The sequence below is a fragment of the Saccharopolyspora erythraea genome, from assembly GCF_018141105.1.
Lineage (GTDB): Bacteria > Actinomycetota > Actinomycetes > Mycobacteriales > Pseudonocardiaceae > Saccharopolyspora_D > Saccharopolyspora_D erythraea_A.
Map to the genome: position 1 here is coordinate 2,712,357 of NZ_CP054839.1, position 23,727 is coordinate 2,736,083.

General features: G+C 71.3%; 23 protein-coding genes. 19 read left to right on the forward strand and 4 right to left on the reverse strand.

The window, feature by feature from the left end:
- The first annotated feature begins 223 nt into the window (after nucleotides 1–223).
- A complete protein-coding gene (locus HUO13_RS12660; protein ID WP_211901573.1) occupies nucleotides 224–1,522 on the forward strand; it encodes an enolase C-terminal domain-like protein in 1,299 nt (432 codons plus the stop codon).
- Between the two features lie 80 nt (nucleotides 1,523–1,602).
- Here the strand turns inward: HUO13_RS12660 and HUO13_RS12665 are convergent, their stop codons facing one another.
- On the reverse strand, nucleotides 1,603–2,955 hold the full coding sequence (locus tag HUO13_RS12665; RefSeq protein ID WP_211901574.1) for an FAD-dependent oxidoreductase: 1,353 nt from the start codon (nucleotides 2,953–2,955) through the stop codon (nucleotides 1,603–1,605).
- A gap of 330 nt (nucleotides 2,956–3,285) precedes the next feature.
- Between HUO13_RS12665 and HUO13_RS12670 the strand changes: the two genes are divergently transcribed.
- The 6 genes from HUO13_RS12670 (at nucleotide 3,286) to pgsA (ending at nucleotide 10,516) form a co-directional block, all read left to right on the forward strand.
- The gene (locus tag HUO13_RS12670) at nucleotides 3,286–4,095 is read left to right on the forward strand and encodes an SAM-dependent methyltransferase (RefSeq protein ID WP_211901575.1); all 810 of its coding nucleotides are present in this window, start codon (nucleotides 3,286–3,288) and stop codon (nucleotides 4,093–4,095) included.
- A 15-nt stretch (nucleotides 4,096–4,110) separates the two neighbouring features.
- Nucleotides 4,111–6,204 (forward strand): putative bifunctional diguanylate cyclase/phosphodiesterase, encoded by a 2,094-nt coding sequence (locus tag HUO13_RS12675; RefSeq protein ID WP_249124729.1) that lies wholly within the window; start codon nucleotides 4,111–4,113, stop codon nucleotides 6,202–6,204.
- 146 nt (nucleotides 6,205–6,350) lie between these two features.
- The gene (gene thrS, locus HUO13_RS12680) at nucleotides 6,351–8,375 is read left to right on the forward strand and encodes a threonine--tRNA ligase (protein WP_211902851.1); all 2,025 of its coding nucleotides are present in this window, start codon (nucleotides 6,351–6,353) and stop codon (nucleotides 8,373–8,375) included.
- Nucleotides 8,372–8,947 carry an HIT family protein gene (locus tag HUO13_RS12685; protein ID WP_211901577.1) on the forward strand — a complete coding sequence of 192 codons (576 nt, stop codon included), beginning with the start codon at nucleotides 8,372–8,374 and terminating at the stop codon, nucleotides 8,945–8,947. Before thrS ends, HUO13_RS12685 begins: the two co-directional genes overlap by 4 nt.
- Nucleotides 8,948–9,158: 211 nt before the next feature.
- A complete protein-coding gene (locus tag HUO13_RS12690) occupies nucleotides 9,159–9,818 on the forward strand; it encodes an SDR family oxidoreductase (protein WP_249124731.1) in 660 nt (219 codons plus the stop codon).
- Nucleotides 9,819–9,910: 92 nt separating this feature from the next.
- Nucleotides 9,911–10,516, forward strand: coding sequence for a phosphatidylinositol phosphate synthase (gene pgsA, locus HUO13_RS12695; RefSeq protein WP_211901578.1), 606 nt, complete (start codon nucleotides 9,911–9,913; stop codon nucleotides 10,514–10,516).
- A 42-nt stretch (nucleotides 10,517–10,558) separates the two neighbouring features.
- Here the strand turns inward: pgsA and HUO13_RS12700 are convergent, their stop codons facing one another.
- A complete protein-coding gene (locus HUO13_RS12700) occupies nucleotides 10,559–12,673 on the reverse strand; it encodes an elongation factor G-like protein EF-G2 (RefSeq protein ID WP_211901579.1) in 2,115 nt (704 codons plus the stop codon).
- A 214-nt stretch (nucleotides 12,674–12,887) separates the two neighbouring features.
- On the opposite strand from HUO13_RS12700, the gene pdxS reads away from it, so the two are divergent.
- The 4 genes from pdxS (at nucleotide 12,888) to HUO13_RS12720 (ending at nucleotide 16,677) form a co-directional block, all read left to right on the forward strand.
- Complete coding sequence (gene pdxS / locus HUO13_RS12705) at nucleotides 12,888–13,805, forward strand: pyridoxal 5'-phosphate synthase lyase subunit PdxS (protein WP_211901580.1); 918 nt, start codon at nucleotides 12,888–12,890, stop codon at nucleotides 13,803–13,805.
- 262 nt (nucleotides 13,806–14,067) lie between these two features.
- The gene (locus HUO13_RS12710; RefSeq protein WP_211901581.1) at nucleotides 14,068–15,222 is read left to right on the forward strand and encodes a glycosyltransferase; all 1,155 of its coding nucleotides are present in this window, start codon (nucleotides 14,068–14,070) and stop codon (nucleotides 15,220–15,222) included.
- Between the two features lie 115 nt (nucleotides 15,223–15,337).
- The gene (locus HUO13_RS12715; protein WP_211901582.1) at nucleotides 15,338–16,186 is read left to right on the forward strand and encodes a helix-turn-helix transcriptional regulator; all 849 of its coding nucleotides are present in this window, start codon (nucleotides 15,338–15,340) and stop codon (nucleotides 16,184–16,186) included.
- A gap of 89 nt (nucleotides 16,187–16,275) precedes the next feature.
- The gene (locus HUO13_RS12720) at nucleotides 16,276–16,677 is read left to right on the forward strand and encodes a VOC family protein (protein ID WP_211901583.1); all 402 of its coding nucleotides are present in this window, start codon (nucleotides 16,276–16,278) and stop codon (nucleotides 16,675–16,677) included.
- 21 nt (nucleotides 16,678–16,698) lie between these two features.
- On the opposite strand, the gene HUO13_RS12725 is transcribed toward HUO13_RS12720, so the two are convergent.
- Nucleotides 16,699–17,259, reverse strand: a complete 561-nt coding sequence (locus HUO13_RS12725; protein ID WP_211901584.1) for a helix-turn-helix domain-containing protein — start codon at nucleotides 17,257–17,259, stop codon at nucleotides 16,699–16,701.
- A gap of 70 nt (nucleotides 17,260–17,329) precedes the next feature.
- On the opposite strand from HUO13_RS12725, the gene HUO13_RS12730 reads away from it, so the two are divergent.
- The 7 genes from HUO13_RS12730 to HUO13_RS12760 all read left to right on the forward strand — a co-directional run bounded on the left by HUO13_RS12730 (nucleotide 17,330) and on the right by HUO13_RS12760 (nucleotide 22,258).
- Nucleotides 17,330–18,046, forward strand: a complete 717-nt coding sequence (locus tag HUO13_RS12730; RefSeq protein ID WP_249124733.1) for an AzlC family ABC transporter permease — start codon at nucleotides 17,330–17,332, stop codon at nucleotides 18,044–18,046.
- Nucleotides 18,043–18,354, forward strand: coding sequence for an AzlD domain-containing protein (locus HUO13_RS12735; RefSeq protein ID WP_211901586.1), 312 nt, complete (start codon nucleotides 18,043–18,045; stop codon nucleotides 18,352–18,354). The genes HUO13_RS12730 and HUO13_RS12735 overlap by 4 nt, the downstream gene beginning before the upstream one ends.
- Before the next feature lie 197 nt (nucleotides 18,355–18,551).
- Nucleotides 18,552–18,755 (forward strand): hypothetical protein, encoded by a 204-nt coding sequence (locus HUO13_RS12740; protein WP_211901587.1) that lies wholly within the window; start codon nucleotides 18,552–18,554, stop codon nucleotides 18,753–18,755.
- An 85-nt stretch (nucleotides 18,756–18,840) separates the two neighbouring features.
- Entirely contained in the window at nucleotides 18,841–19,053 is a 213-nt protein-coding gene (locus tag HUO13_RS12745; RefSeq protein ID WP_211901588.1) for a hypothetical protein, read from the forward strand.
- A gap of 331 nt (nucleotides 19,054–19,384) precedes the next feature.
- Nucleotides 19,385–20,785 carry an amino acid permease gene (locus HUO13_RS12750; protein ID WP_211901589.1) on the forward strand — a complete coding sequence of 467 codons (1,401 nt, stop codon included), beginning with the start codon at nucleotides 19,385–19,387 and terminating at the stop codon, nucleotides 20,783–20,785.
- 14 nt (nucleotides 20,786–20,799) lie between these two features.
- A complete protein-coding gene (gene pdxT / locus HUO13_RS12755) occupies nucleotides 20,800–21,456 on the forward strand; it encodes a pyridoxal 5'-phosphate synthase glutaminase subunit PdxT (protein WP_211901590.1) in 657 nt (218 codons plus the stop codon).
- Between the two features lie 49 nt (nucleotides 21,457–21,505).
- Nucleotides 21,506–22,258 (forward strand): YebC/PmpR family DNA-binding transcriptional regulator, encoded by a 753-nt coding sequence (locus HUO13_RS12760; RefSeq protein ID WP_211901591.1) that lies wholly within the window; start codon nucleotides 21,506–21,508, stop codon nucleotides 22,256–22,258.
- Nucleotides 22,259–22,352: 94 nt separating this feature from the next.
- On the opposite strand, the gene HUO13_RS12765 is transcribed toward HUO13_RS12760, so the two are convergent.
- Nucleotides 22,353–22,982 carry a class I SAM-dependent methyltransferase gene (locus tag HUO13_RS12765; RefSeq protein WP_211901592.1) on the reverse strand — a complete coding sequence of 210 codons (630 nt, stop codon included), beginning with the start codon at nucleotides 22,980–22,982 and terminating at the stop codon, nucleotides 22,353–22,355.
- Between the two features lie 228 nt (nucleotides 22,983–23,210).
- On the opposite strand from HUO13_RS12765, the gene HUO13_RS12770 reads away from it, so the two are divergent.
- Nucleotides 23,211–23,717 (forward strand): DUF4262 domain-containing protein, encoded by a 507-nt coding sequence (locus HUO13_RS12770; RefSeq protein WP_211901593.1) that lies wholly within the window; start codon nucleotides 23,211–23,213, stop codon nucleotides 23,715–23,717.
- Nucleotides 23,718–23,727: the final 10 nt, after the last annotated feature.

Genomic DNA, 23,727 nt, shown 5'->3' on the forward strand with positions numbered 1-23,727 from the left:
CCTTGCGATCTGCGGTGCTCTGCGATCGGCGGCGGCTCCTGCGCCCCGCGGCCCACCGTAGTACGACAGGGCCGGGTTTGGTCCGGCCAAATACATCGGATGGATCAAGACCGGAGAACGCCGCGGATGAGCGGGCCGAGGCCGATCACGGGGTTTGATCGGAGGTCTCCGTGGGCCACGATGGCAGTCGGCACCGTGTCGACCGAGCAGCGGGAGTGACCGAATGACCGCACGCGTAGTGGACTTCGAAACCGTCGACCTGCGTTTCCCCACCTCACGGCAGCTCGACGGATCCGACGCGATGAACCCGGCGCCCGACTACTCGGCGGCCTACGTCGTGCTGCGCACCGACCACCCGGAGGTGCCCGAGGGTCACGGCTTCACCTTCACCATCGGGCGCGGCAACGACCTGGTGGTCGCGGCGGTCCGGGCGGTGGCGAACCGGGCGCGGGGCATCCCGGTCGACGACATCGTCGGCGACCTCGGCGCGTTCGCCCGCCACCTCACCGCCGACAGCCAGCTGCGCTGGCTCGGACCGGACAAGGGCGTCATCCACCTGGCCACGGCCGCGGTGGTCAACGCGGCGTGGGACCTGGCGGCCAAGCTCGCGGGCAAGCCCGTCTGGAAGCTGCTCGCCGACATGTCCCCGCGCGAGATCACCGACCTGGTCGACTGGCGCTACCTGCGCGACGCGCTCACCCCGGAGGCCGCCGTCGACCTGCTCGAACGCGCCGAGCCGGGACGCGCCGAGCGGGAGGCCCGCATCCGCCGGGAGGGCTACCCGGCCTACACCACCAGTGCCGGCTGGCTCGGCTACGACGACGCCAAGCTGCGGCGGCTGTGCCAGGAGGCGGTCGACGAGGGCTGGGACTCGGTCAAGCTCAAGGTCGGCGCGGACCTGGCCGACGACCGGCGGCGCTGCCGCATCGCCCGCGAGATCATCGGCCCCGACCGGAGGCTGATGATCGACGCCAACCAGACCCTCGGCGTCGCGGACGCCGTGGAATGGCACCGGGGGCTGGCCGAGTTCGGCATCTGGTGGTTCGAGGAACCGACCAGTCCCGACGACGTGCTCGGCCACGCCGCCATCCAGCGCGAGATCGCGCCCACGCACGTGGCCACCGGCGAGCACGCGCACAACCCCGTGATGTTCAAGCAGTTCCTGCAGGCCGGGGCGATCGGGATCTGCCAGATCGACGCCTGCCGGCTCGGCGGGGTCAACGAGGCCGTCGCCTCGATCCTGCTCGCGGCCGCGCACGGCGTCCCGGTGTGCCCGCACGCCGGGGGAGTGGGGCTGTGCGAGCTGGTGCAGCACCTGTCGATCTTCGACTACGTCGCGGTGAGCGGTGAGCTGGAGAACCGGGTGATCGAGTACGTCGACCACCTGCACGAGCACTTCGTCGACCCGGTCCGGCTGCGCGACGGGCGCTACCTCCCGCCGGAGATCCCCGGCTACAGCGCCGAGATCCGCCGGGACACCCTGGAGCGCTACCGCTTCCCGGGCGGCGGGGCCTGGCACTGACGGACGAGAACGCACCGCACCGGACCGGAAAAGCTGGACGGGCCCGCGCATCGCACGGGCCCGTCCTCGGTCGGTCGCGATCAGCTCTCCGGGCGGGAGATGCGCACCATGTCCTCGCGCGGGACGACCTTGACCCGCTCCCGGCCCAGGGCCTCGCCCAGCGACTTCTCGTGCGCGTCGAGCAGGTTCCAGCCGTCCCACGTCGTGTACTCCACGGCGCGCTCGTCCAGCAGGCGCAGGACGCTGTCGCGCTCGGGCTGCTCGGCGGGGGTGAAGGAGTCCAGGTCGGCAAGCAGGTTGTTGATGGTCTCCAGGGCGTCGCCCTTGGTGTGGCCGATCAGTCCCACCGGGCCACGCTTGATCCAGCCCGTGGTGTAGACGCCCTGCATGTGCTCGCCGTCGAGGTCGAGCACCCGGCCGCCGTCGTTGGGCACGGTGCCGGTGCCGTGGTCGAACGGCAGGTCGGCCACCGGCGAGCTCAGGTAGCCCACCGCCCGGTAGACCGCCTGCACCGGCACCGTCTCGAACTCGCCGGTGCCGCGCACGCTGCCGTCGCCGTTGAGCTCCATGACCTCGGTCCTGAGGCCCTCGACGCGGTCGGTGCCGACGATCTCGGCGGGGCCGCGCAGGAAGTGGAAGTGCAGCCGCCGCGGGGTGTCGTCCTTGCGGTCGCGCAGCGCCCAGTCCTGCAGCGTCTTGACGATCGTCTTGACCTGGTTGTTGGTCCGGATCGCCTCCTCGCTGGCCTCGTCCAGCTCGAAGCCCTCGGGGTGCACGACCAGTTCCATGCCGTCCTGGTGGTCCAGCTCCCGCAGCTCGAGCGGGGTGAACTTGGTCTGCGCCGGGCCACGGCGGGCGAACAGGTGCACGTCGGTCACCTTGGACGCCTTGAGTCCCTGGTAGACGTTGTCCGGGATCTCGGTGCGCAGCAGGTCGTCGGCCTGCTTGGCCAGCACCCGCGCCACGTCCAGCGCGACGTTGCCCGCGCCGATCACCGCGACCTGCTCGGCTTCCAGCGTCCAGTCGCGCGGCGCTTCGGGGTAGCCGTCGTACCAGTACACGAACTCCGCGGCGCCGTGGCTCTGCGGCAGGTCGGCGCCGGGGATGTCGAGCTCGCGGTCCTTGTCGGCGCCGGTGGAGAAGATCACCGCGTCGTAGTGGCGGCGCAGGTCGTCCAGCTTGACGTCCACACCGTAGTCGACGTTGCCGAGGAAGCGGATCTCCGGCTTCTCCATCACCCGGTGCAGGGCGTTGACGATGCCCTTGATGCGCGGGTGGTCGGGCGCGACGCCGTAGCGGATCAGCCCGTAGGGCGCGGGCATCCGGTCGAGCAGGTCGATGTCCACCGGGGTCTCGGACTTGGTCAGGATGTCGGCGGCGTAGACGCCGGCGGGCCCTGCCCCGACGATGGCCACTCGCAGTGCGCGGGTCATCTGATCTTCCTCCTGCTTCCCCAGCCCTCGCATGGCCGCGGATCGAACGCTCTGCCGGCCCGTCGTTGAGCCGTGGTCTGACACTGGATCACTTCCATGTTAGGCATGCCTTACCCGCGATCCCGGCATGCGGACCGTGACAATGCTCATAGCCGCCCCTCGGGCGAGGAAACGCGGAAGTGTCGGCGAGATCGTAAGCACATTCGGTACGTGACCGACTGCGGGCTGTGACACTAGGATGCACATGATCATCCACCCGATGTGCTGACAACCGGGTAGAGCGATCAGTGATCGCCGCCCCGGGACACCGCCGAACGAGGGGATCCAGCGATGGAGTCGCGGCCGAACTGGCTGCCCAAGGGCGTCGACCTGGAAGTGCCCAGCGCCGCCCGCTGCTACGACTACTACCTGGGAGGAGCGCACAACTTCGCGGTGGACCGCGAGCTCGCCCGCAAGGTCGAGGCGGCCGTACCCAACGTGCGCGACTTCGCCCAGAACAACCGCGCCTTCTTGCGCCGGGTGGTGCGCCACCTGCTCGACAAGGGCGTGCGGCAGTTCCTCGACATCGGCTCGGGCATCCCGACCGCGGGCAACGTCCACGAGATCGCCCAGCAGGTCGACCCGGGCGCGCGGGTGGTCTACGTGGACAACGAACCGGTCGCCGTAGCCCACGCCGAGACCATCCTGGACGGCAACGACAACGCCGACGTGGTGCACGCCGACGCGGCCGACATCTCCGGCGTGCTCGACTCACCGCAGGTGCGGCGGCTGCTCGACTTCGACCAGCCGGTGGGCGTGCTGATGGTCGCCCTGCTGCACTTCGTGCCGGACTCCCGGCGCCCGGACGAGATCATCGGCGCCTACCACGACCGGATGGCACCGGGCAGCTACCTCGGCGTGTCGCACGCGAGTACCGACCACCACCCCGAGAGTCTGCGAAGGATCATCGACCTGTACAAGAACAGCAGCAACCCCGTGGTCTCCCGCACCCGCCAGGAGGTGGCCGATCTGATGTCGCGGTTCGAGCTCGTCGAGCCCGGCGTGGTGTACGTGCCTGCCTGGCACCCCGACACCGACGAGGACGTGTGGGACGAGCCCGAGAGGTCGATCGTCTACGGGGCACTCGGGCGAAAGATCTAGATGCGGCGTACCGGGATGTCCGGACCGCACCGCGCCGAGCTCGCCAAGCGGTGGACCCGGGAGATCATCAACACCAGCTACGTGCCGATGGCCCGCCAGGACCTGGAGGCGTTCCTGGCCGACCGGCTCGACGAGCTGGCCACCGCCATGACCGGCGGTGACGCCTCCGCGGGCATCGCGGCGGGGGTCGGCGAGCGGATGGTCGGGATCCACCTGACCAACACCACCGCCGTCGCCAACACGCTGCGGCTGCTGGCCGCGGAGCTCCCGCGCCTGGTGGCCGCGGCCGAGCCGGACCGCATCAACGTGGTCCTCGGCGCGCTGGGCGCGGGGTACGCGCGGCGGCTGCGCGAGCGGACGCTGGCCGAGCAGGAGGTCATCAAGCAGGCGGTGCTGCGCGCCAGGGACGCCGCCGAGGAGGCGCTGCGCGCCAGCGAGGCCAGGTCGCGGGCGGTGTTCGTCTCCTCCGCGCTGGGCATCGCCATCGCCGCGCTCGACGGCACCATCGACGAGGTCAACCCGTCGATGGAGCAGATCTTCGACGGCGTCGGCGGGCAGCTGGTCGGCGGCACGCTGTTCGACCTCGTCGACGAGGACTGGCTGGCCGACCTGCGCACCGCGGACGCCCAGCTGGCCGCCGGCGAGACCGAGCGCTTCCACCGCGACCTGCGCTACACCCGCCCCGACGGCGCGCACATCTGGACCCAGCTCTCGGCGTCGCTGGTCCGCGACGCCCGCGGCGAGCCCGGCTACCAGATCCTGCTCTACGAGGACATCACCGAGCGGCACATGCTGCAGGAGCAGTTCCGCAGGCAGGCCACCCACGACCCGCTGACCGGGCTGGCCAACCGCACGCTGCTCAAGACCCGGCTGGACTCCGCGCTGGAACCGACCTACCCCGACAGGCGGGTCGGGCTGTGCTACTTCGACCTCGACGGCTTCAAGGCCGTCAACGACAGCCTCGGCCACCCCATCGGCGACGACCTGCTGCGCGCCATCGCCCACCGCATCCAGACCGTCAGCGGGCAGGAGGGCATGCTGACCGCACGGATGGGCGGTGACGAGTTCGTCGTGCTCACCCCGGACTCGCAGGGCACCGCGGGCCAGCTCGAGCTGGTCGAGCGGATGCTCGCCGAGATCACCCGGCCGGTGCACATCGGCGGCCACGAGCTGACCGCGTCGGCCAGCGTCGGCGTCGTGGAGCGCGAGGTCGCCGGGACCAGCGCGGACGAGCTGCTGCGCGACGCCGACATCACGCTCTACCGGGCCAAGGCCGCCGGGCGCGACCAGTGGACGCTGTTCGACCCCGAGCCCAACGCCGATGCCCGCCGCCGGTTCCGGCTCTCGGCGGCCATGCCCGCCGCGCTCCAGCAGAACGACCTGTTCGTCGAGTACGAGCCGATCGTGCGGCTGGAGTCGGGCGCGTTGCTCGCCGCCGGCGCCACCATCCGGTGGGACCACCCCGAGCTCGGCGAGCTCGGTGAGGAGGACTTCCTCGGGCTGGCCGAGGAGACCGGGCTCATCACGCGGCTGGGCACCTGGGCGTTGCGGCGGGCGTGCGAGCACGCGCTGGAGTGGGTGCGGCGCGCAGGCCCGGACGCGCCGATGGCCGGGGTGAACCTCTCGCCCCGGCACTGCCGGGACCCCGAGCTCGTCGGCGACGTCCAGCGCATCCTGCGCGAGACCGGCCTGCCGCCGGAGTGCCTGGCGCTGGGGCTGCCCCAGTCGGCGCTGTTCGACCACAGCGGTGACCCGGTGGACTTCCTGGACATCCTCTCCGAGATGGGCGTCCGGCTGGCCGTCTACGACTTCGGCCACGACCTGAACCAGATCCCCCGCATGCGGCGGCTGCCGCTGCACGCGGTGCAGATCTTCGGCGACTTCCTCGACGGCTTCGCCGACCCCGGAGGCCCGAGCCCGCTCGACGAGCACCTCGTGCACGGCGTGGTGACCTCCGCCGCGCTGCTCGGGCTGCCGGTCATCGCCCGCGACGTCCGCACCGACGAGCAGGCCAAGTGCCTCCAGCAGCTCGGCGTGAGCAGCGTCCAGGGTCCTTACACCGGCGGCCGGGCGTCGGCCAGCGAGATCGCCGGGATGATCGGCGGCTGAGTCCGCCCGCCGGAGCTGGCAGGAACCGGTCGGCGGCGGGCCGATAGCATCGTTCGTACGTAGCGTCCCCGTGCCGGTGCGCGACCGGCACCAGCCTAGGAGTAACCGTGTCCGTTCAGCCGTCCGCCGCCCAGCAAGCTCCCCGGGTGAAGGTTCCGGCGGGCACAACTGCCGGTGAGGCGGTGCTCGAGGCGGGGCTGCCGTCGAAGGGGGCGGAGGCGGTCGTCGTGGTCCGCGACCCCGAGGGCGCGCTGCGCGACCTGTCCTGGGCCCCGGAGTCCGACCTCGAGGTGGAGGCCGTCGCGGCCTGCACCGAGGAGGGCCGCAGCGTCATCCGGCACTCCGCCGCCCACGTGCTGGCCCAGGCCGTCCAGCAGCTGCACGCCGAGGCCAAGCTGGGCATCGGCCCGCCGGTTCGCGACGGGTTCTACTACGACTTCGACGTCGAGCACCCGTTCACCCCGGAGGACCTGCAGGCGCTGGAGAAGCGCATGAAGCAGATCATCAAGTCCGGGCAGAAGTTCTCCCGCCGCAGGCTGGACTCCGTCGAGGCCGCCCGCGAGGAGCTGGCAGGCGAGCCCTACAAGCTCGAGCTGGTCGACCTCAAGTCCGGCAGCGACGACGTCGACACCAGCGAGGTCATGGAGGTCGGCGGCGGCGACCTGACCGTCTACGACAACGTCGACCGCCACGGCGAGGTCGTCTGGGGCGACCTGTGCCGGGGCCCGCACGTGCCGCACACCCGCTACATCCCGGCGTTCAAGCTGATGCGGGTGGCCGCCGCCTACTGGCGCGGCGACCAGAGCAACCAGCAGCTCCAGCGCGTCTACGGCACCGCGTGGGAGTCCAAGGAGAAGCTCGACGAGCACCTGGAGCTGCTGGCCGAGGCCGAGCGCCGCGACCACCGCCGCCTCGGCTCGGAGCTGGACCTGTTCTCCTTCCCCGACGAGATCGGCTCCGGGCTGCCGGTGTTCCACCCCAAGGGCGGGATCATCCGCCGGGAGATGGAGGACTACTCGCGGCGGCGGCACGAGGAGGCGGGCTACGAGTTCGTCTACAGCCCGCACATCACCAAGGACGCGCTGTTCAAGACCTCCGGCCACCTGAGCTGGTACAAGGACGGCATGTTCCCGGCGATGCACCTCGACGAGGAGCGCGACGAGGACGGCGAGGTCCGCAAGCCCGGGCAGGACTACTACCTCAAGCCGATGAACTGCCCGTTCCACAACCTGATTTACCGCTCGCGCGGGCGCTCCTACCGCGAGCTGCCGCTGCGGCTTTTCGAGTTCGGCTCGGTCTACCGCTACGAGAAGTCCGGCGTGGTGCACGGCCTGACCCGCGTGCGCGGCATGACGCAGGACGACGCGCACATCTACTGCACCCCGGAGCAGCTGCAGGACGAGCTGAAGTCGCTGCTGAACTTCGTGCTGAACCTGCTGCGCGACTTCGGCCTCGACGACTTCTACCTCGAGCTGTCGACCCGCAACGAGGAGAAGTACGTCGGCGACGACGAGAGCTGGCGGGTGGCCACCGAGGCATTGCGCGAGGCCGCCGAGTCCTCCGGCCTGGAGCTGGTCCCCGACCCGGGCGGCGCGGCCTTCTACGGCCCGAAGATCTCGGTGCAGGCCAAGGACGCGCTGGGCCGCACCTGGCAGATGTCGACCATCCAGGTCGACTACCACCTGCCGGACCGCTTCGAGCTGGAGTACACCGCCTCCGACGGCTCCCGGCAGCGGCCGATCAAGATCCACCGGGCGCTGTTCGGCTCCATCGAGCGGTTCTTCGGCGTGCTGACCGAGCACTACGCGGGTGCGTTCCCGGCGTGGCTCGCGCCGGTGCAGGTCGTCGGCATCCCGATCGCCGACGAGCACCTGGACCACCTGCACCGGGTGGCCAAGGCGCTGCGCGCCAAGGGGATCCGCGTCGAGGTCGACGCCAGCGACGACCGCATGCAGAAGAAGATCCGCAACCACACCACGCAGAAGGTGCCGTTCCTGCTGCTGGCAGGCGGCAAGGACGTCGAGGCCGACGCGGTCTCGTTCCGCTTCCGCGACGGCACCCAGATCAACGGGGTGCCGGTGGACACCGCGGTCGCGGCGCTGACCCACTGGGTCGAGCGCAGGGAGAACTCCTCGCCGACCGCGGAGACCTTCCAGACGGAGCTGGCGTGACCGGTCGGCCCGGCCCGGAGGACGTGGAGCTGGTCGAGCAGCCGGGTCTCGGCGTCCCGGACGCGCTCCAGCGGCTGTGGACCCCGCACCGGATGGCCTACATCCAGGGCGAGAACAAGCCGGAGGGCGACGAGAGCGACGGCTGCCCGTTCTGCAGGCTGCTCGACTCCGGGCTGCCCGACGACGAGACGCTGATCGTCGCCCGCGACGACGTCGTGTTCGCGATCCTCAACCTGTACCCGTACAACCCGGGGCACCTGATGGTCCTGCCGTACCGGCACGTCGCCGACTACACGGACCTGACGGCGGAGGAGACCGTCGCGGTGGCCGAGTACACCCAGCGCGCCATGCGGGTGATCCGCCGGGTCTCGGCTCCGCACGGGTTCAACATCGGGCTGAACCAGGGGCCGGTGGCGGGCGCGGGCATCGCCGCGCACCTGCACCAGCACGTCGTGCCGCGCTGGGGCGGCGACTCGAACTTCATGCCGGTCATCGGCCACACCAAGGTGCTGCCGCAGCTGCTGGGCGAGACCCGCAAGCTGCTGGCCGACGCCTGGCGCGAGCTCGGCTGAGGCAGGCCCGAAGCACCCTGGTCCCGCGCCGCGGCGGCACGGCCGTCACGCCTCGCCGGGCTGTCTCGTCAGGACGGTGTGACTGATGAGTACAAGCGCGGCAAGCGCGTTCTGGTGACCGGTGCGACCGGCGTGCTCGGCAGCGCCCTGACCCCTCGGCTGGTCGATGCGGGCTTTGAAGTGCGGGGCCGCGAGCCGCGGAGCGCGGCGGGTGCTGGGTCCGGTCGAGTGGGTGGTCGCCGACGTCGCCACCGGTGCCGGGCTCGACGAGGCCCTGACCGGGGTGCACACCGTCATGCACCTCGCGGCGGCTCCCTACCGGGGCCGCTACACCCGGCAGGTGGACCTGGAGGGCACCCGGCGGCTCGCCGAGGCGGCCGCCCGCGCCGGTGTCGAGCACCTGGTTTACCCGTCGATCGTGGGGATCGACCGCGTGTCCTGGGGCTACTTCAGGACCAAGATCGCCGCGGAGGAGGCGCTCGCCGCGAGCGCGGTGCCGTGGTCGGTCGTGCGGATCACCCAGTTCCACGACTTCGTGGACCGGGCGTTCACCGCCATGGCCCGCCTCGGCGTGCTGGTCGCCGACCGCGGCGTCCGCGCGCAGCCGGTCGACCCGCGCGACGCGGCCGACCGGCTCGTCGAGCAGGCGGGACGCCCCGCGACGCGCGCCGTGGAGGAGTTCGGCGGCCCGGAGGTGCTGTCGTTCGACGAGGCGGCCCGGTGCTGGCTGGAGGAGCGTGGCCGGCGCCGTCCGGTCCTGCCGCTGCGCATCCCGGGCGAGCTGGGCAGGGCCTTCCGGGCGGGAGAGCTCACCACCCGGCCGGGCGGCCGGACCACTTGGAGGGAATTCCTGCGCGAGAACCGCGGTTGACCGCCCGCCTTCGGCATGCGCGGTGATCAGGACGGCTACTCTGCACGGAGTAGGCGGCAACCACGGTGCACAGGCGGTTAGAACTTCCGGCAATGCTGAACATCTTCGCGCGAGCCTCGCTGTCGCGGCTGACCGATCCGGTCGGCACGGCCATGGTCCGGCTCGGCCTCACCCCGAACGCGGTGACCGTGACCGGCACGGTCGCCGCGTCGGCGTCCGCGCTGTGGTTCTTCCCGCGCGGCGAACTGTTCGTCGGCAGCGCCGTGGTCACGGTGTTCCTGCTGTTCGACGTCCTCGACGGCGCGATGGCCCGCGCGGGCGGGAAGGCGTCGGCCTTCGGCGGGGTGCTCGACGCCAGCTGCGACCGCATCGTCGACGGGGCGCTGTTCGCCGCGCTGGTGTGGTGGGCACTGGTGGTCGACGGCAGCACCACCCGCGGCGCGGCGCTGCTGATCTGCCTGGTGGGCGCGCAGGTGATCTCCTACGTCAAGGCCCGCGCGGAGGCCAACGGGCTGCACGCGGACGGCGGGCTGGCCGAGCGGGCGGAGCGGTTCATCGTGGTGCTGGTCGGCACCGGGCTGCACGGCCTCGGCGTGCCCGTGGTCCTCGACGTCTCGCTGTGGCTGCTGGTGGCGCTGTCGCTGATCACGATCGCGCAGCGGCTGCACTCGGTGCACGTCAGCGCGCACCGGCCGTGAGGACGGCTCCGGGCGCCGGTCGCCGGCGCCCGGAGCGGGGCCTCACTTCTTGCTCGCCAGGGCCTCCGGCATCTGGTCGTAGCGTTCGAACTGCCTGGTGAACCGGGCGCTGCCGGAGCTCAGCGACCGCACGTTGATGGCGTAGCGGGTGAGCTCGCTGGCGGGCACGTGGGCCCGCACGACCGTCCACCCGGAGTCCTCCGGCTCGGTGCCGACGACCTTGCCCCGGCGTCCCGACAGGTCGCCCAGCACCGCACCGAGGTGCTCGTCGGGGATGTGCACCTCGATCTCGTCCAGCGGCTCGAGGGTGACCAGCCCGGCCTGTTCGGCCGCCGCCTTGAGCGCCAGCGCGCCCGCGGTCTGGAACGCCGCGTCGGAGGAGTCGACGCTGTGGGCCTTGCCGTCGACCAGCGTGATCCGCAGGTCCACCAGCGGCTGGCCCTCCTCGATGCCCCTCTCGATCTGGTGGCGGACGCCCTTCTCCACGCTCGGGATGAACTGCCGCGGGATCGCCCCGCCGACCACCTTGTCCACGAACTCGATGCCGGACCCGCGCGGCAGCGGCTCCACCTCGATGTCGCACACCGCGTACTGGCCGTGCCCGCCGGACTGCTTGACGTGGCGGCCGTGGCCCTTGGCGGGCTGGCCGAAGGTCTGGCGCAGCGCGACGCGCACCGGCTCGGTGTCGATCTCCGCGCCGCCCTCGCGCAACCGCTGCAGCACGACCTCGGCGTGCGCCTCACCCATGCACCACAGCACGAGCTGGTGGGTCTCGCTGGCGCGTTCGAGCCGCAGGCTCGGGTCGGCGGCGATGAGCCGGTTGAGGTTGCGCGCCAGGGCGTCCTCGTCGCTGCGGTTGTGGGCGGTGACCGCGATCGGCAGCAGCGGCTCGGGCATCGGCCACGGCGTGAGCAGCAGCGGGTCGCCCGGGTCGGACAGGGTGTCGCCGGTCTCCGCCGAACCGATCTTGGTCAGCGCGCAGAGGTCGCCCGCGACGCAGTGCGAGACCTCCCGCAGGTTCTGCCCGAGCGGCGAGTACAGGTGGGCCACCCGCTCGTCCTCGTCGTGGTCGGGGTGGCCGCGCTCGGCCATGCCGTGCCCGGAGACGTGCACCGGGCGCTCTGGCCGCATCGTCCCGGAGAACACCCTGGCCAGCGACACCCGGCCCACGTAGGAGTCGACCGAGGTGTGCACCACCTCGGCCGCCAGCGGTCCCGACGGGTCGGGGGTGAGGGTGCGGGGGTTCCGGCCGTCCGGGTCGGTGAACTGCGGCAGCTTGTGCTCCAGCGGTGAGGGGAAGCCGCGGATGATGCCGTCGAGCAGCTCGGGGATGCCCACGCCGGTCACCGCGCACACCGGCATCACCGGGTACAGGCCGCCCCTGGCGACGGCGGTCTCCAGGTCGCCGATGAGAGTCTGCTCGTCGATGGTCTCGCCACCGAGGTAGCGCTCCATCAGGTACTCGTCCTCGCTCTCGGCGATGATGCTCTCGATCAGTTCGTCGCGCGGTCCGCTGATGCGGCCGCGGACCTCCCGGTCGGCGCCGCTGACGCCCTCCCGGTCGTAGATGCTGGCGGTGATCAGCCCGACCAGGCCGTTGACCGAGCCGTCGCCGTCGTGGTGCGGCAGGTACAGCGGCAGCACGCCGGAGCCGAACGCCTCGCGGCAGGAGGCGATGGCGGCCTCGACGTTGGCGCGGGGGGCGTCCAGCCGCGAGATGACCACGGCGCGCGGCATGCCGACCGCGCCGCACTCGTGCCAGAGCGTCTGCGTGGCGGCGTCGACCCCCTCGGCGGCCGAGACCACGAACAGCGCCGCGTCGGCCGCGCGCAGGCCCGCGCGCAGCTCGCCGACGAAGTCGGCGTAGCCGGGGGTGTCGATGAGGTTGACCCGGTACTCGCCGTGCTGCATCGGCGCGACGGCGAGCCCGACCGAACGCTGCTGTTCGATGGCGGAGGGCTCGTGGTCGCACACCGTGGTCCCCTCGACCACCGAGCCTGCGCGGTTGACGGTGCCGGTCGCGGCGAGCAACGCCTCGGCCAGCGTGGTCTTGCCGGACGCCGAAGGCCCGACCAGGACTACGTTGCGGATCATGGCCGGGTCGGTTGGCGCCGGCCCGGCATGACCTCCCACTGTGCTGCTCTGCTTGCTCCCCATGGCTGCTCCCTGCGCGGATAGCTGACGCGGACCAGTGTGTCCCCGATCACACACCTGTCCCGCGAGTCGTGCAAGGGAGGTAACCGCATAGGACGGGGTCGCGCACGGGGGAGCGGAAGTGGACTACCAGGAATGCGGTGTAGTGGACTGCGCGAGTGGTCCAGTTCGGCTCTAGCCTGGTAGCGCAAGGCGTTGACTTCGAGAAAGGCCGACAGTGACCGAGACCTCCGCCAGCAGCCCCACCGCGCAGCCGGTGACCGGAACCGACGGCGTCAAGCGCGGCATGGCCGAGATGCTCAAGGGCGGCGTGATCATGGACGTGGTCACCCCCGAGCAGGCCAAGATCGCCGAGGCCGCCGGTGCGGTGGCCGTGATGGCGCTGGAACGGGTGCCCGCCGACATCCGCGTCCAGGGCGGCGTGGCCAGGATGTCGGACCCGGACATGATCGAGGGCATCGTCAGCGCGGTGTCCATCCCGGTGATGGCCAAGGCGCGCATCGGGCACTTCGCCGAGGCGCAGGTGCTGCAGTCGCTCGGCGTCGACTACATCGACGAGTCCGAGGTGCTGACTCCCGCCGACGAGGACCACCACATCGACAAGTGGGCCTTCACGGTGCCCTTCGTCTGCGGTGCCACCAACCTCGGCGAGGCGCTGCGGCGCATCTCCGAGGGCGCGGCCATGATCCGCTCCAAGGGCGAGGCGGGCACCGGCAACGTCGTCGAGGCGACCCGCCACATGCGCCAGATCCGCGCCGACATCCGCAGGCTGTCGGTGCTCGGCGAGGAGGAGCTCTACGCCGCGGCCAAGGAGCTGCGCTCCCCGGTCGAGCTGGTCCGCGAGATCGCCAGGACCGGTGAGCTGCCCGTCGTGCTGTTCACCGCCGGTGGCATCGCCACCCCGGCCGACGCCGCGATGATGCGCCAGCTCGGCGCCGAGGGCGTCTTCGTCGGCTCGGGGATCTTCAAGTCCGGCAACCCCGCCCAGCGCGCCGAGGCGATCGTGAAGGCCACCACCTTCTACGACGACCCGGACGTGATCGCCAAGGTCTCGCGCGGTCTCGGCGAGGCCATGGTCGGCATCAACGTCGACGATCTGGAGCAGGAGCAGCGCTACGCCAAGCGCGGCTGGTGACCTGAGCGTCGTGGGGCCGGTGCGACCGTCGCGGTCGCACCGGCCCGGCGCATCCGCCGGAAACCAGCCGAAACGGCCGATCCGGAAGCAGCGGTGGATCCGGGAACAACGGCGGAGTCGGCACAAACAGGGCGATATCGCGACAGTCGCATTTTACGCGCTCGCCCCGCTGATTTCCGTTCCGTTCGCAGTGACGAATCCCCAACGGCGGCAACCAGAAAAACCCGCACTGCCGGCGGGCGGCCCGCCTTAGGCTTCAACGGTGCGCATTCTGTTCTCAAGTCTTCCGACACACGGGCACACCTACCCGCTGCTCCCGCTCGCCGCGGCGGCGCGCAAGGCCGGGCACGAGGTCGTCTACGCCACCGGGGCCGACTTCCACCCGGTGCTGACCGCGCTGGACCTCGAACCCGTCGCCGCGGGAATGCCGATTTCGGAGGCGTTCGCCATCGCGAGCAAGGCCGCGGGTGTCACCGATCCCCGCAAGGAGGGACCGGAAGCGCAGGAGCGGGTCATCGCCGGGGTCTTCGGCTCGGCGCTGCCGCGCCGGTTCCTCGCCGACCTCCGTGACGTCGTGACGCCGGGCAGCTTCGACCTCGTCGTGCACGAGGCGGGCAACCCCGGCGCCGGGCTCGCCGCCAGGCGGGCGGGCATTCCCGGCCTCTGCCACGGGTTCGGCCGGGTCGTCTCCGCCGGGCTCGGTGACAGGATCGCGGGATCGCTCGGGGAGCTCGCGGCGGAGATCGGCGAGACGGTCCCGGATCGCTACGCGAACATCCTGGGCAACCCGTACCTGGACATCTACCCGCCGTCGTTGCAGGGCCCGGACTTCCGCGCCACCGGCGACCGCGTCGAACTGCGTCCGGTGCCCTTCGCCGAACCCGGCCAGCTGCCCGAGGTGGTCGGCGAACGGGACCGCCCGCTGGTCTACCTGACGCTGGGGACCGCGTTCGGCACCGCCGACGTGCTGAGCACCGCGATCGAGGGCCTCTCCGGGCTCGACGTGCGGGTGCTGGTCTCGGGAGGGCGGCTCGTGGAGGCCGCGGCGCTCGGACAGCTCCCGGAGAACGTGACCGCGGTGTCGTGGCTGCCGCAGGCCGACCTGCTGCCGCACCTGGACCTGATCGTGCACCACGGTGGTTCCGGCACCACGCTGGGCGCGCTGGGAGCGGGGGTGAAGCAGCTGCTGACGCCGCAGGGCGCGGACCAGTTCAACAACGCCGAGGCCGTCGTCGACGGCGGTGCGGCGCTGAGCCTGCAACCCGGCGAGCTGAGCCCGGAGGCGATCGCCGACGGGGCTCGCAAGCTGCTGGAGGGCAGCGAGTTCGACGCACCGGTGCGGGCGCTGGCGCAGGAGGTCGCCGCCATGCCATCGCCGGAGGAGATCGCCGCCCGGCTGCCGGAGTTCGCCGGCTGACAACGCCGGTGTGCCTGGCCGGTGCCGTCGGTGTCGGCCAGGCCCCGGTAGCGCCTTGTCCAGGGCGGTGTCGAAACCGCTGCTGGGCGGGCCGGCAGCCGTTACCGTGAGCCGCATGTCCGGGATGCGGGTGCTGGCCGACGAGTCCGAGCACGGCTGGTGGCACATGGCCTTGCGCGAGCCCGCCCCGCCGTTGCGCGGTTTGGTCACCCGCTACATCGGCTACCGCGAGCGCTCGGTCGTCCCGGTGCGGCGCCGGGAGGTGCCCACCGGCGAGGTCACGATCATCCTCAGCTTCGGCCCCAAGATCGCGGTGAGCGACCCGCGCGGCGGCAGCGGCCGCGAGCTCACCAGCTTCGTCGCCCCGGTCGACGACACCTGGGCGGTCACCGAGTACACCGGCGAGCAGCACGGGCTGGAGATGACGCTGACGCCGCTCGGCGCCTCGCGGCTGTTCGACGTCCCGATGGACGGCCTCGCCGATCCGGTCAGCGACGTCGAGGACCTGCTGGGCCGCACCGGGAGACTGCTCGTCGAGCGGCTCGCCGACGCCTCCGGCTGGACCGAGCGCTTCGACCTCCTCGACGCCCTGCTGCCCGCGCTGTTCGAACGCGGCAGGCCGCCGTCGCCCGCCGCGGCGTGGGCCTGGCGCCGCCTGCGGGAGACCGACGGGCGCATCCCGATCGCCGCCCTGGTCGACGACCTGGGGTGCAGCCACCGCTACCTCGTCTCGCAGTTCCGCCACCACGTCGGGGTCACGCCGAAGACGCTGGCGCGGGTGCTGCGCTGCGGACGCGCGATCCGGCTGCTGGAGCGGGGCGGCCACCGCATCGGCGACATCGCGCTCGACTGCGGCTACAGCGACCAAGCGCACCTCAACCGGGACTTCCGCCTGCTCACCGGTACCACTCCGAGCGTGTGGTGCCAGGAGATGCGGCTGGAGCTGCCCAAGCCCGCCGAATAGGTCAGATTCGTCCAAGCCCGCCACCGCGCCCCGCTCCTAACGTCGTGCACATCGGGCCGAACCGGAGGCCCCGGCGAGAAGGAGTGGTCATGAGCGGCGAACCCAACATCTTCCCCGCGCTGCGCTACGCGGACGCGGCCAAGGCCTGGCAGTGGCTGCACGAGGCGTTCGGCTTCGAGCAGCGCTTCTCGGTCCCCGGACCGGACGGGACGATCGCGCACGCCGAGATGGGTCTGGGCGCGGGCACCATCATGTTCGGCTCGGCGGCCCGCGGTTCCGGTGCCGTGATCGATCCCGACCCGCTCAAGGCGGAGTGGACCGTCTACGTGTGGGTGCCCGACATCGACGCGCACTACGAGCGGGCGCGCGGGGCGGGCGCCGAGATCACGAGGGAGCTCGGCGACACCGACTACGGCTCGCGCGAGTACGGTGCCCGCGACTTCGAGGGCAACCACTGGGCGTTCGGCACCTACCTGCCGCGCCCTGAGTGAGCGCCCCGGCCGGGCCGCGGCTCAGACGTGCTCCATCACCAGTACGGCGGTGGTGCCGGGCTCCAGCGCCTCGTACTGGTGGGGCACGTCGCCGGAGAAGGACACGTAGTCGCCCGGGCCGATCTCCACCAGGTTCGACTCCGGGCCGACCCGCATCCGTCCCGCGGTCAGCACGACGTGCTCGACCGTCCCGGGAATGTGAGCCTGGGCGTCGCGGACCCCGCCGGGTTCCAGTTCCAGCAGGTACAGGTCCCGGCGGGCGCCGGCCGGGCACGACGACAGCAGCGCTGCTGCGTACGGGGACTGCTCGGAGCGCACGAACGTGGCCTGGCCGGCCCGCACGATGCGCACCTGCGGTGTCGGCGGGTCGACGAGCCTGGTGAACGGCACGCCGAGGGCGACCGCGAGCGCCCACAGCGTCTCCACACTCGGGTTGCCCGCGCCCGACTCGAGCTGCGAGAGCGTGGACTTGGCGATTCCGGCGCGCTTGGCCAGCTCGGTGAGCGACAGGCCGACGCGGTCGCGTTCGCGGCGCAGCGCGGCGGAGATGATCTCCAGCGGGGTGCTTTCGGTGGTGCTCATCGTCGTTCGTTTCACCGGTCCTTGTGTTCGACTTGACGAACAAGGGGCACGTTGTTCACTATACCGGACTGTGAGTTCGTTACAGCGAACGCGACCCGGTTCCCGAGGGATCTGGCGCGACAAGCTCCTGCGCGACGTGCTGTCGATCGCGGCGGCGATGGCCATCGTGGGCGCCTCCCTCGGCGCCATCGCGGTGAGCAAGGGCATCCCGCTATGGATGATCACGCTGATGGGGGCGGTGATCTTCGCAGGCGGCTCGGAGTTCATGGCGGTCGGGCTGATGACCGCGGGCGCGGCGCCGGTCACCGCGGTCGTCGGCGGCCTGCTGCTCAACGCCCGCCACCTGCCGTTCGGCCTGGCGATCGGCGACCTGTTCGCACGCGGGCCGCTCACCCGGCTGGTCGGCAGCCACCTGATGGTCGACGAGTCGGTGGCCTTCGCCCTGGCCCAGCGGGACCCGGCGGCGAAGCGGCGTGCTTACTGGCTCACCGGCATCGCCCTTTACTGCACCTGGGCGCCGTCGATCTTCGTTGGAGGGCTGCTCGGCCAGCAGGTCGGCGATCCGGACGTCTTCGGCCTCGACGCGGCCCTGCCCGCCGCGCTGCTCGCGCTGATCGTGCCATCGCTGCGCGACCGCCCGACGCTGCGCGCCGTCGCGGTAGGAGCCCTGGTCGCGGTCGTGAGCACGCCGATCCTGCCGGAGGGATTGCCGGTGATGGCCGCGCTCGTGGGCGTCGCAGCCGCGCTGCCGCTGCCGCGCGGGCGCAAGGGGGAGGAGGAGTCATGACGATGGCAGTGGTGCTGGCCCTTGCGGGCGGCACGTATGCCATGCGGCTGGCCGGACCGCTGCTGCGCGGGCGGATCACGATCTCGCCCCGGTGGGAGCGGCTGATGTCCATCGCCGCGATCACCCTGCTCGGCGCCTTCGTCGTCACGAGCGCGGTGGCCGAGGGCGGCGGCTTCGCGGGCTGGGCCCGGCTCGCCGGGGTCGCCGTCGGCGGCGTCCTGGCCTGGCGGCGGGCCCCCTTCGTCGTGGTGGTCCTCGCCGCCGCCGTGACCACGGCGGGCCTGCGGTTCCTCGAACTCGCAGCCTGAGCTGGGGCGGACGGCTGCCGGGGTCCGATTCCGGCGCGGCGGTGTCCCGGCGAGCGGTGTCTGGTGGTCTCCTGGGTGGGCGGCTCAGGGGCCGCAAGCGGGCTCGCCGACTACCATCTGGTGACTTTCGTCTGCTGAAGGCCGAACTCGCCCCACATCGTCAGCTGATCACTCTACTGTTCGAGGAGTGACCGAAGGTGTCGGGGAGGTGTGACCTGACCGTCGCTCTGGTCGAGATCACTGCCGAGCAGCTCAACCAACGCAGGGAAGAGTTGCTGGCGGCGCTGCCTTTCGATGAGGAAGAGCTGTTCAAGAGAGCTGCTGACGACCACACCGCCTCGCCGGACGAGCGCGAGATCTACAACGAACTCGTCGAAATCGACTTTCTTCTCGGGAAGTAGTGCGTGCCGCTCGACACCCATGCGAAAGCGACCGCTTTCGCTCAGCGGTGCCCGTGGGCGCCCGTGCATGGAGGACTTCCTCCAGATGCTTTTCGACGAGTTCCGGTTCGACAGGCTGGAAGGCGCGCAGGAGGCGATCGAATCGGGCCGGGAGCGTTGGCGGCGGATGCAGGTCGCAACATTGGTCCGGGACGCTCCGGATGAGGCGGTTCGGATCTTGAAAGAGATGGGCTACTCGATCACCGGCCCAGTGGACGGGCCACGGGTGCCGAACACCGCCGCTCTTCGTCGTTGCTGACCGTGCTTCGCAACGACCGTCGCCAGCGCCTGGCTGATCGCTAGCCGTTCGGCTCAGCCGCGCTCGGTCCGTCGACCGATGCGCCGCCGCCTGGCCCCACCGCTTCGCCCGGCTGCTGCCTCGTCCGACTTCCGGTCCGCCCGCCCGCCGCCGTTCCATGCCTCCGGCCTCGGTGTTTCGCGAGGATGTAAGCGTTCGTTAACCCCAGTCGTGGATCGCCTGAACGTGGTGATTAGGGTCTCCCCAGCCAAACCGGGAGTACCCACCGGTACCTCGGATGCCGTAACGAGCTGGCCCACCCGTGCCAGCTCTCACCACGGAAGGTCGCCCCTTGGTCACCACACCGGACGCGCCCCGCCGCACCTCGGCAACCGACGAGGGCTACGCGCCGAGCCTGGGCAACCGCCAGGTCCAGATGATCGCGATGGGCGGCGCCATCGGCGTCGGCCTCTTCCTCGGCGTCGGCGGCCGCATGGAGCAGGCCGGCCCCGCGCTGATCCTCTCCTACCTGCTGTGCGGCGCCGCCGCGTTCTTCGTGATGCGCGCCCTCGGCGAGCTCGTGCTCTACAAGCCCGTCGCGGGCAGCTTCGTGGAGTACTCGCGCGAGTTCATCGGACCGTGGGCGGGCTTCGCCGCGGGCTGGATGTACTTCATCAACTGGGCGGGCGCGGGCATCGCCGAGATCACCGCGGCCGGGATCTACATCGGCAAGTGGTTCCCCGACTTCCCGCAGTGGCTGACCGCGCTGCTCTGCCTGGTCGCGCTGCTGGTGGTCAACGTGCTGTCGGTGAAGCTGTTCGGCGAGCTGGAGTTCTGGTTCAGCGTCATCAAGGTGCTGGCCATCGTCAGCTTCCTGGCCGTCGGCCTGGCCCTGGTCGTCACCGCCGCCGACGTCGGCGGCGCCGCGGCGGGCCCGCACAACCTGGTCGACCACGGCGGTTTCATGCCACACGGGCTGCCGGTGGTGCTGATGAGCCTGCAGGGCGTGATGTTCGCCTACGCCTCGCTGGAGATGGTCGGCATCGCCGCGGGCGAGACCAAGAACCCCGCCAAGGTGATGCCCAAGGCGATCAACAGCGTCGTGTGGCGGATCGGCGTCTTCTACGTCGGCTCGGTCCTGCTGCTCTGCATGGTCATGCCGTGGACCTCCTACAACGGCGACCAGAGCCCGTTCGTCACCGTCTTCTCCAGCATCGGCGTGCCCTGGGCGGGCGACCTGATGAACTTCGTGGTGCTCACCGCCGCGCTGTCGAGCTGCAACTCCGGGCTGTACTCGACCGGACGCATCCTGCGGTCGCTGGCGCAGCGCGGCGAGGCCCCGTCCTTCACCGAGCGGATGAACTCCCGCCGCGCCCCCTACGGCGCGGTGCTGTTCACCGGCGCGGTTTTCCTGGTCGGGGTGCTGCTGAACTACGTGGTGCCCAAGGACGCCTTCGACATCGCCACCTCGATCTCCTCGCTGGGCGTCATCGCCACCTGGGCCGCGCTCCTCTACGCCCAGACCAGGCTGCGCAGCCGGGCGCTGCGCGGTGACGTCGAGCGGCCCGGCTACCGGATGCCCGGCTCGCCCTGGACCAACTGGGTCGTGCTGGGCTTCCTCGGTCTCATCGTGGTGCTGGCCGGCTTCTCCGAGGAGACGGCGGTGCGCTGGTCCTTCTACGCGGTCCCGGTGCTGGTCGTGGCCATCGCCGTGGGCTGGTGGGGGGTGCGCGGCCGGGCTTCGTCCTCGTGACCGGGTGCTGGACAATGGGTGGCGTGTCCACAGCTCGACCAGTCATCGGAGTGCTCGCCCTGCAAGGGGGCGTGGCCGAACACCTGACCGCCCTGGAGCGCAGCGGCGCCGAGGCCAGGCCCGTGCGCCGTCCGGAGGAACTGGCCCAGGTGCACGGCCTGGTCCTGCCCGGCGGTGAGTCCACCACCATGACCCGCCTGCTCGACGGGTTCGAACTGTTCGAGCCGCTGCGGGAGCGGCTCGCGGCGGGCATGCCCGCCTTCGGCTCCTGCGCGGGCATGGTCCTGCTGGCCGGGACGGTCCTGGACGACCGCGTGGAGCAGGACACCCCGCCGGTCCGCCCGTTCGGGGCGATCGACATGGCGGTGCGGCGAAACGCCTTCGGCCGCCAGGTCGACTCCTTCGAGGCCGACCTGGACTTCGCCGGCGTCACCGACGGCCCGGTGCATGCGGTGTTCATCCGCGCACCCTGGGTCGACAAGGTCGGCGCCGACGTCCGGGTGCTGGCCAGCGTCGCGCCGAGCGGCCATGGGTCCGAGGTCACAGCGCCCGCCGGTAGGATCGTCGCGGTTCAGCAGGGGCCCGTGCTCGCCACCGCTTTCCACCCGGAGCTGGTCAGCGGGGACGAACGCGTGCACCGCTATTTCGTGCAGACCGTCCGCGCGTCCTGATCGGGACCGCCGAGCGGAGGTCGTGCGGTCGTAGACAGACGGAGGAGAGATGAGCGGCCACTCGAAGTGGGCCACCACAAAGCACAAGAAGGCCGCCCTCGACGCCAAGCGCGGCAAGCTTTTCGCGAAGCTGATCAAGAACGTCGAGGTTGCCGCGCGGACCGGCGGGGGCGACCCGGATGGCAATCCGACCTTGTACGACGCCATCCAGAAGGCGCGCAAGAACTCGGTGCCGCAGGACAACATTGAGCGCGCCCGCAAGCGCGGCGGCGGTGAGGAAGCCGGTGGCGCCGACTGGCAGACGATCATGTACGAGGGCTACGGCCCGAACGGCGTCGCGGTGCTCGTCGAGTGCCTGACCGACAACCGCAACCGCGCCGCGGGCGAGGTGCGCACCGCGATGACCCGCAACGGCGGCTCGATGGCCGACGCGGGCTCGGTCGCGTACCTGTTCAACCGCAGGGGCGTGGTGCTGCTGCCGAAGAACGGCCTCAGCGAGGACGACGTGCTCTCGGCGGTGCTCGAGGCGGGCGCGGAGGAGATCAACGACCTCGGCGAGAGCTACGAGATCCTCACCGAGCCGTCCGACCTGGTCGACGTGCGCAAGGCGCTGCAGGCCGAGGGCATCGAGTACGACTCGGCCGAGACCAACTTCCTGGCCTCGGTCAACGTCCCCCTCGACGCCGACGGCGCGCGCAAGCTGTTCAAGCTGATCGACGTGCTCGAGGACTGCGACGACGTGCAGAACGTCTACGCCAACTTCGACGTCAGCGACGAGGTCCTGGAAGAGGTCAACGCATAGTTTCCGCGGTCGGCGCAGGCCGACCGCGGCCGAGACGCGGCGGTGCCGGTGTTGCTCCGGCCCCGCCGCGTCGGCGTGTCGGGCCCTTGTGGACTCAGAGGCGGCGCGCCCGCGCGAGCCAGGCGGCGACGTCGGTCGTGCTGCCGTCGGGCAGGCCGAGCCCGTCGGCGTCGTCGCCCCGTGCGATGCCCCGGTAGCGCGACGGGCGCAGGTCCTCCAGCTCCCAGCCGTCGGTGAAGGCGTCGCGGATCACCTGGTCGCTGATGCGCGGGCCGAAGCCCGGTTCGGCGTCGGACAGCGCGAGCACGTGGACCACCGCGCCCGGCCGGCACACCGCGTGCAGGCTGCGGGTGTAGCGCTGCCGCTCCTCGGTGCCGAAGACGTGGAACAGGGCGCTGTCGAGGACGGTGTCGAAGCGCTGCCGCGTCCCGAGGTCGAGCGCGTCGGCCACCTCGAACCGCGCCTCGACGCCCTTGGCGCGGGCGTTGGCCCGGGCCTGCTCCACCGCGGACGGCGAGAAGTCGATGCCGAGCACGTCGTAGCCCAGCCCGGCCAGGTGGATGGTGTGCTCGCCTGCGCCCGTGCCGGCGTCCAGCACGGCGCCGCGGATGGCGCCGGTCCGTTCCAGCTCGAGTACGGCGGGCTGGGGTTCACCGATCACCCACGGTGCGGTGCCGTTCTCGTAGGCGGTGTCGAAGATCTCCCGGGGCACGGTCGTGTCCATGCGCGACTCCTGTCCGCTGCGGGCGGGCCCGTCGTGGGCCCGCGGTCGCCGCCAGCTTCGGACCTCTACAGCGCTCGAAGTCAAGGGCGCGCGGCACGCCCTTTCCCTCGCGTCGCGCACCGCCCGTAGGCAGGACGTTCCGGGCGGTGGCGGGTGTGGGCGAACCCACCGCCGGGACCGCCGCCGCACGCGTGGCGGCGGTTTGACCACGGCGCGCCGATCGGCAGAATGACCGCCGTGGTCGACACGGATGAACGTCTGCGCAGCTGGTTGGTCAACACCGCGGAACGCGACGGCGCCGCGGTGATGCACGTGGCGGAGGATGAGCACGGCGCGGCGTACGCGTTCTCCGTCGGTGCGTGGCGCCGGTTCGGCAAGCCGGAGGCGGTCACCATCGGGCTGCCCAAGGACGTGGCGCACTCGGTGATCAACACCTACGTGCGGCGGGCTGCGGCTGGTGAGCGGTTCAAGCCGGGGCAGCTCTACGACGGCTTCCTGGACGGCTGCTGGATGACCGTGGAGAAGGTCGCCAAGCAGCACTACCCGGAGTTCCTCGGCAGCGCCTTCCTCGTCTACGGCGACGGCGACTTCCCGGCCGTGCAGCTCATCGCGGCGACTCCGGACGGCAGGTTCCCCTGGCACGACGACGCCCCGGGCGGCTTCGCCGAGTACCAGCCGGTGCTGACCGCCAGCGGCGCCCCCGAGAACTGGACGCCGGGATCCGACGGCCCCTGAGCCGGCGACG

Coding starts and splice junctions, on each gene's coding strand:
- HUO13_RS12660 (WP_211901573.1), top strand. CDS start 224: ATGACCGCACGCGTAGTGGACTTCGAAACCGTCGACCTGCGTTTCCCC.
- HUO13_RS12665 (WP_211901574.1), bottom strand. CDS start 2,955: ATGACCCGCGCACTGCGAGTGGCCATCGTCGGGGCAGGGCCCGCCGGC.
- HUO13_RS12670 (WP_211901575.1), top strand. CDS start 3,286: ATGGAGTCGCGGCCGAACTGGCTGCCCAAGGGCGTCGACCTGGAAGTG.
- HUO13_RS12675 (WP_249124729.1), top strand. CDS start 4,111: ATGTCCGGACCGCACCGCGCCGAGCTCGCCAAGCGGTGGACCCGGGAG.
- pgsA (WP_211901578.1), top strand. CDS start 9,911: ATGCTGAACATCTTCGCGCGAGCCTCGCTGTCGCGGCTGACCGATCCG.
- HUO13_RS12700 (WP_211901579.1), bottom strand. CDS start 12,673: ATGGGGAGCAAGCAGAGCAGCACAGTGGGAGGTCATGCCGGGCCGGCG.
- HUO13_RS12715 (WP_211901582.1), top strand. CDS start 15,338: ATGTCCGGGATGCGGGTGCTGGCCGACGAGTCCGAGCACGGCTGGTGG.
- HUO13_RS12720 (WP_211901583.1), top strand. CDS start 16,276: ATGAGCGGCGAACCCAACATCTTCCCCGCGCTGCGCTACGCGGACGCG.
- HUO13_RS12725 (WP_211901584.1), bottom strand. CDS start 17,259: ATGAGCACCACCGAAAGCACCCCGCTGGAGATCATCTCCGCCGCGCTG.
- HUO13_RS12735 (WP_211901586.1), top strand. CDS start 18,043: ATGACGATGGCAGTGGTGCTGGCCCTTGCGGGCGGCACGTATGCCATG.
- HUO13_RS12745 (WP_211901588.1), top strand. CDS start 18,841: ATGCTTTTCGACGAGTTCCGGTTCGACAGGCTGGAAGGCGCGCAGGAG.
- pdxT (WP_211901590.1), top strand. CDS start 20,800: ATGGGTGGCGTGTCCACAGCTCGACCAGTCATCGGAGTGCTCGCCCTG.
- HUO13_RS12760 (WP_211901591.1), top strand. CDS start 21,506: ATGAGCGGCCACTCGAAGTGGGCCACCACAAAGCACAAGAAGGCCGCC.
- HUO13_RS12765 (WP_211901592.1), bottom strand. CDS start 22,982: ATGGACACGACCGTGCCCCGGGAGATCTTCGACACCGCCTACGAGAAC.
- HUO13_RS12770 (WP_211901593.1), top strand. CDS start 23,211: ATGACCGCCGTGGTCGACACGGATGAACGTCTGCGCAGCTGGTTGGTC.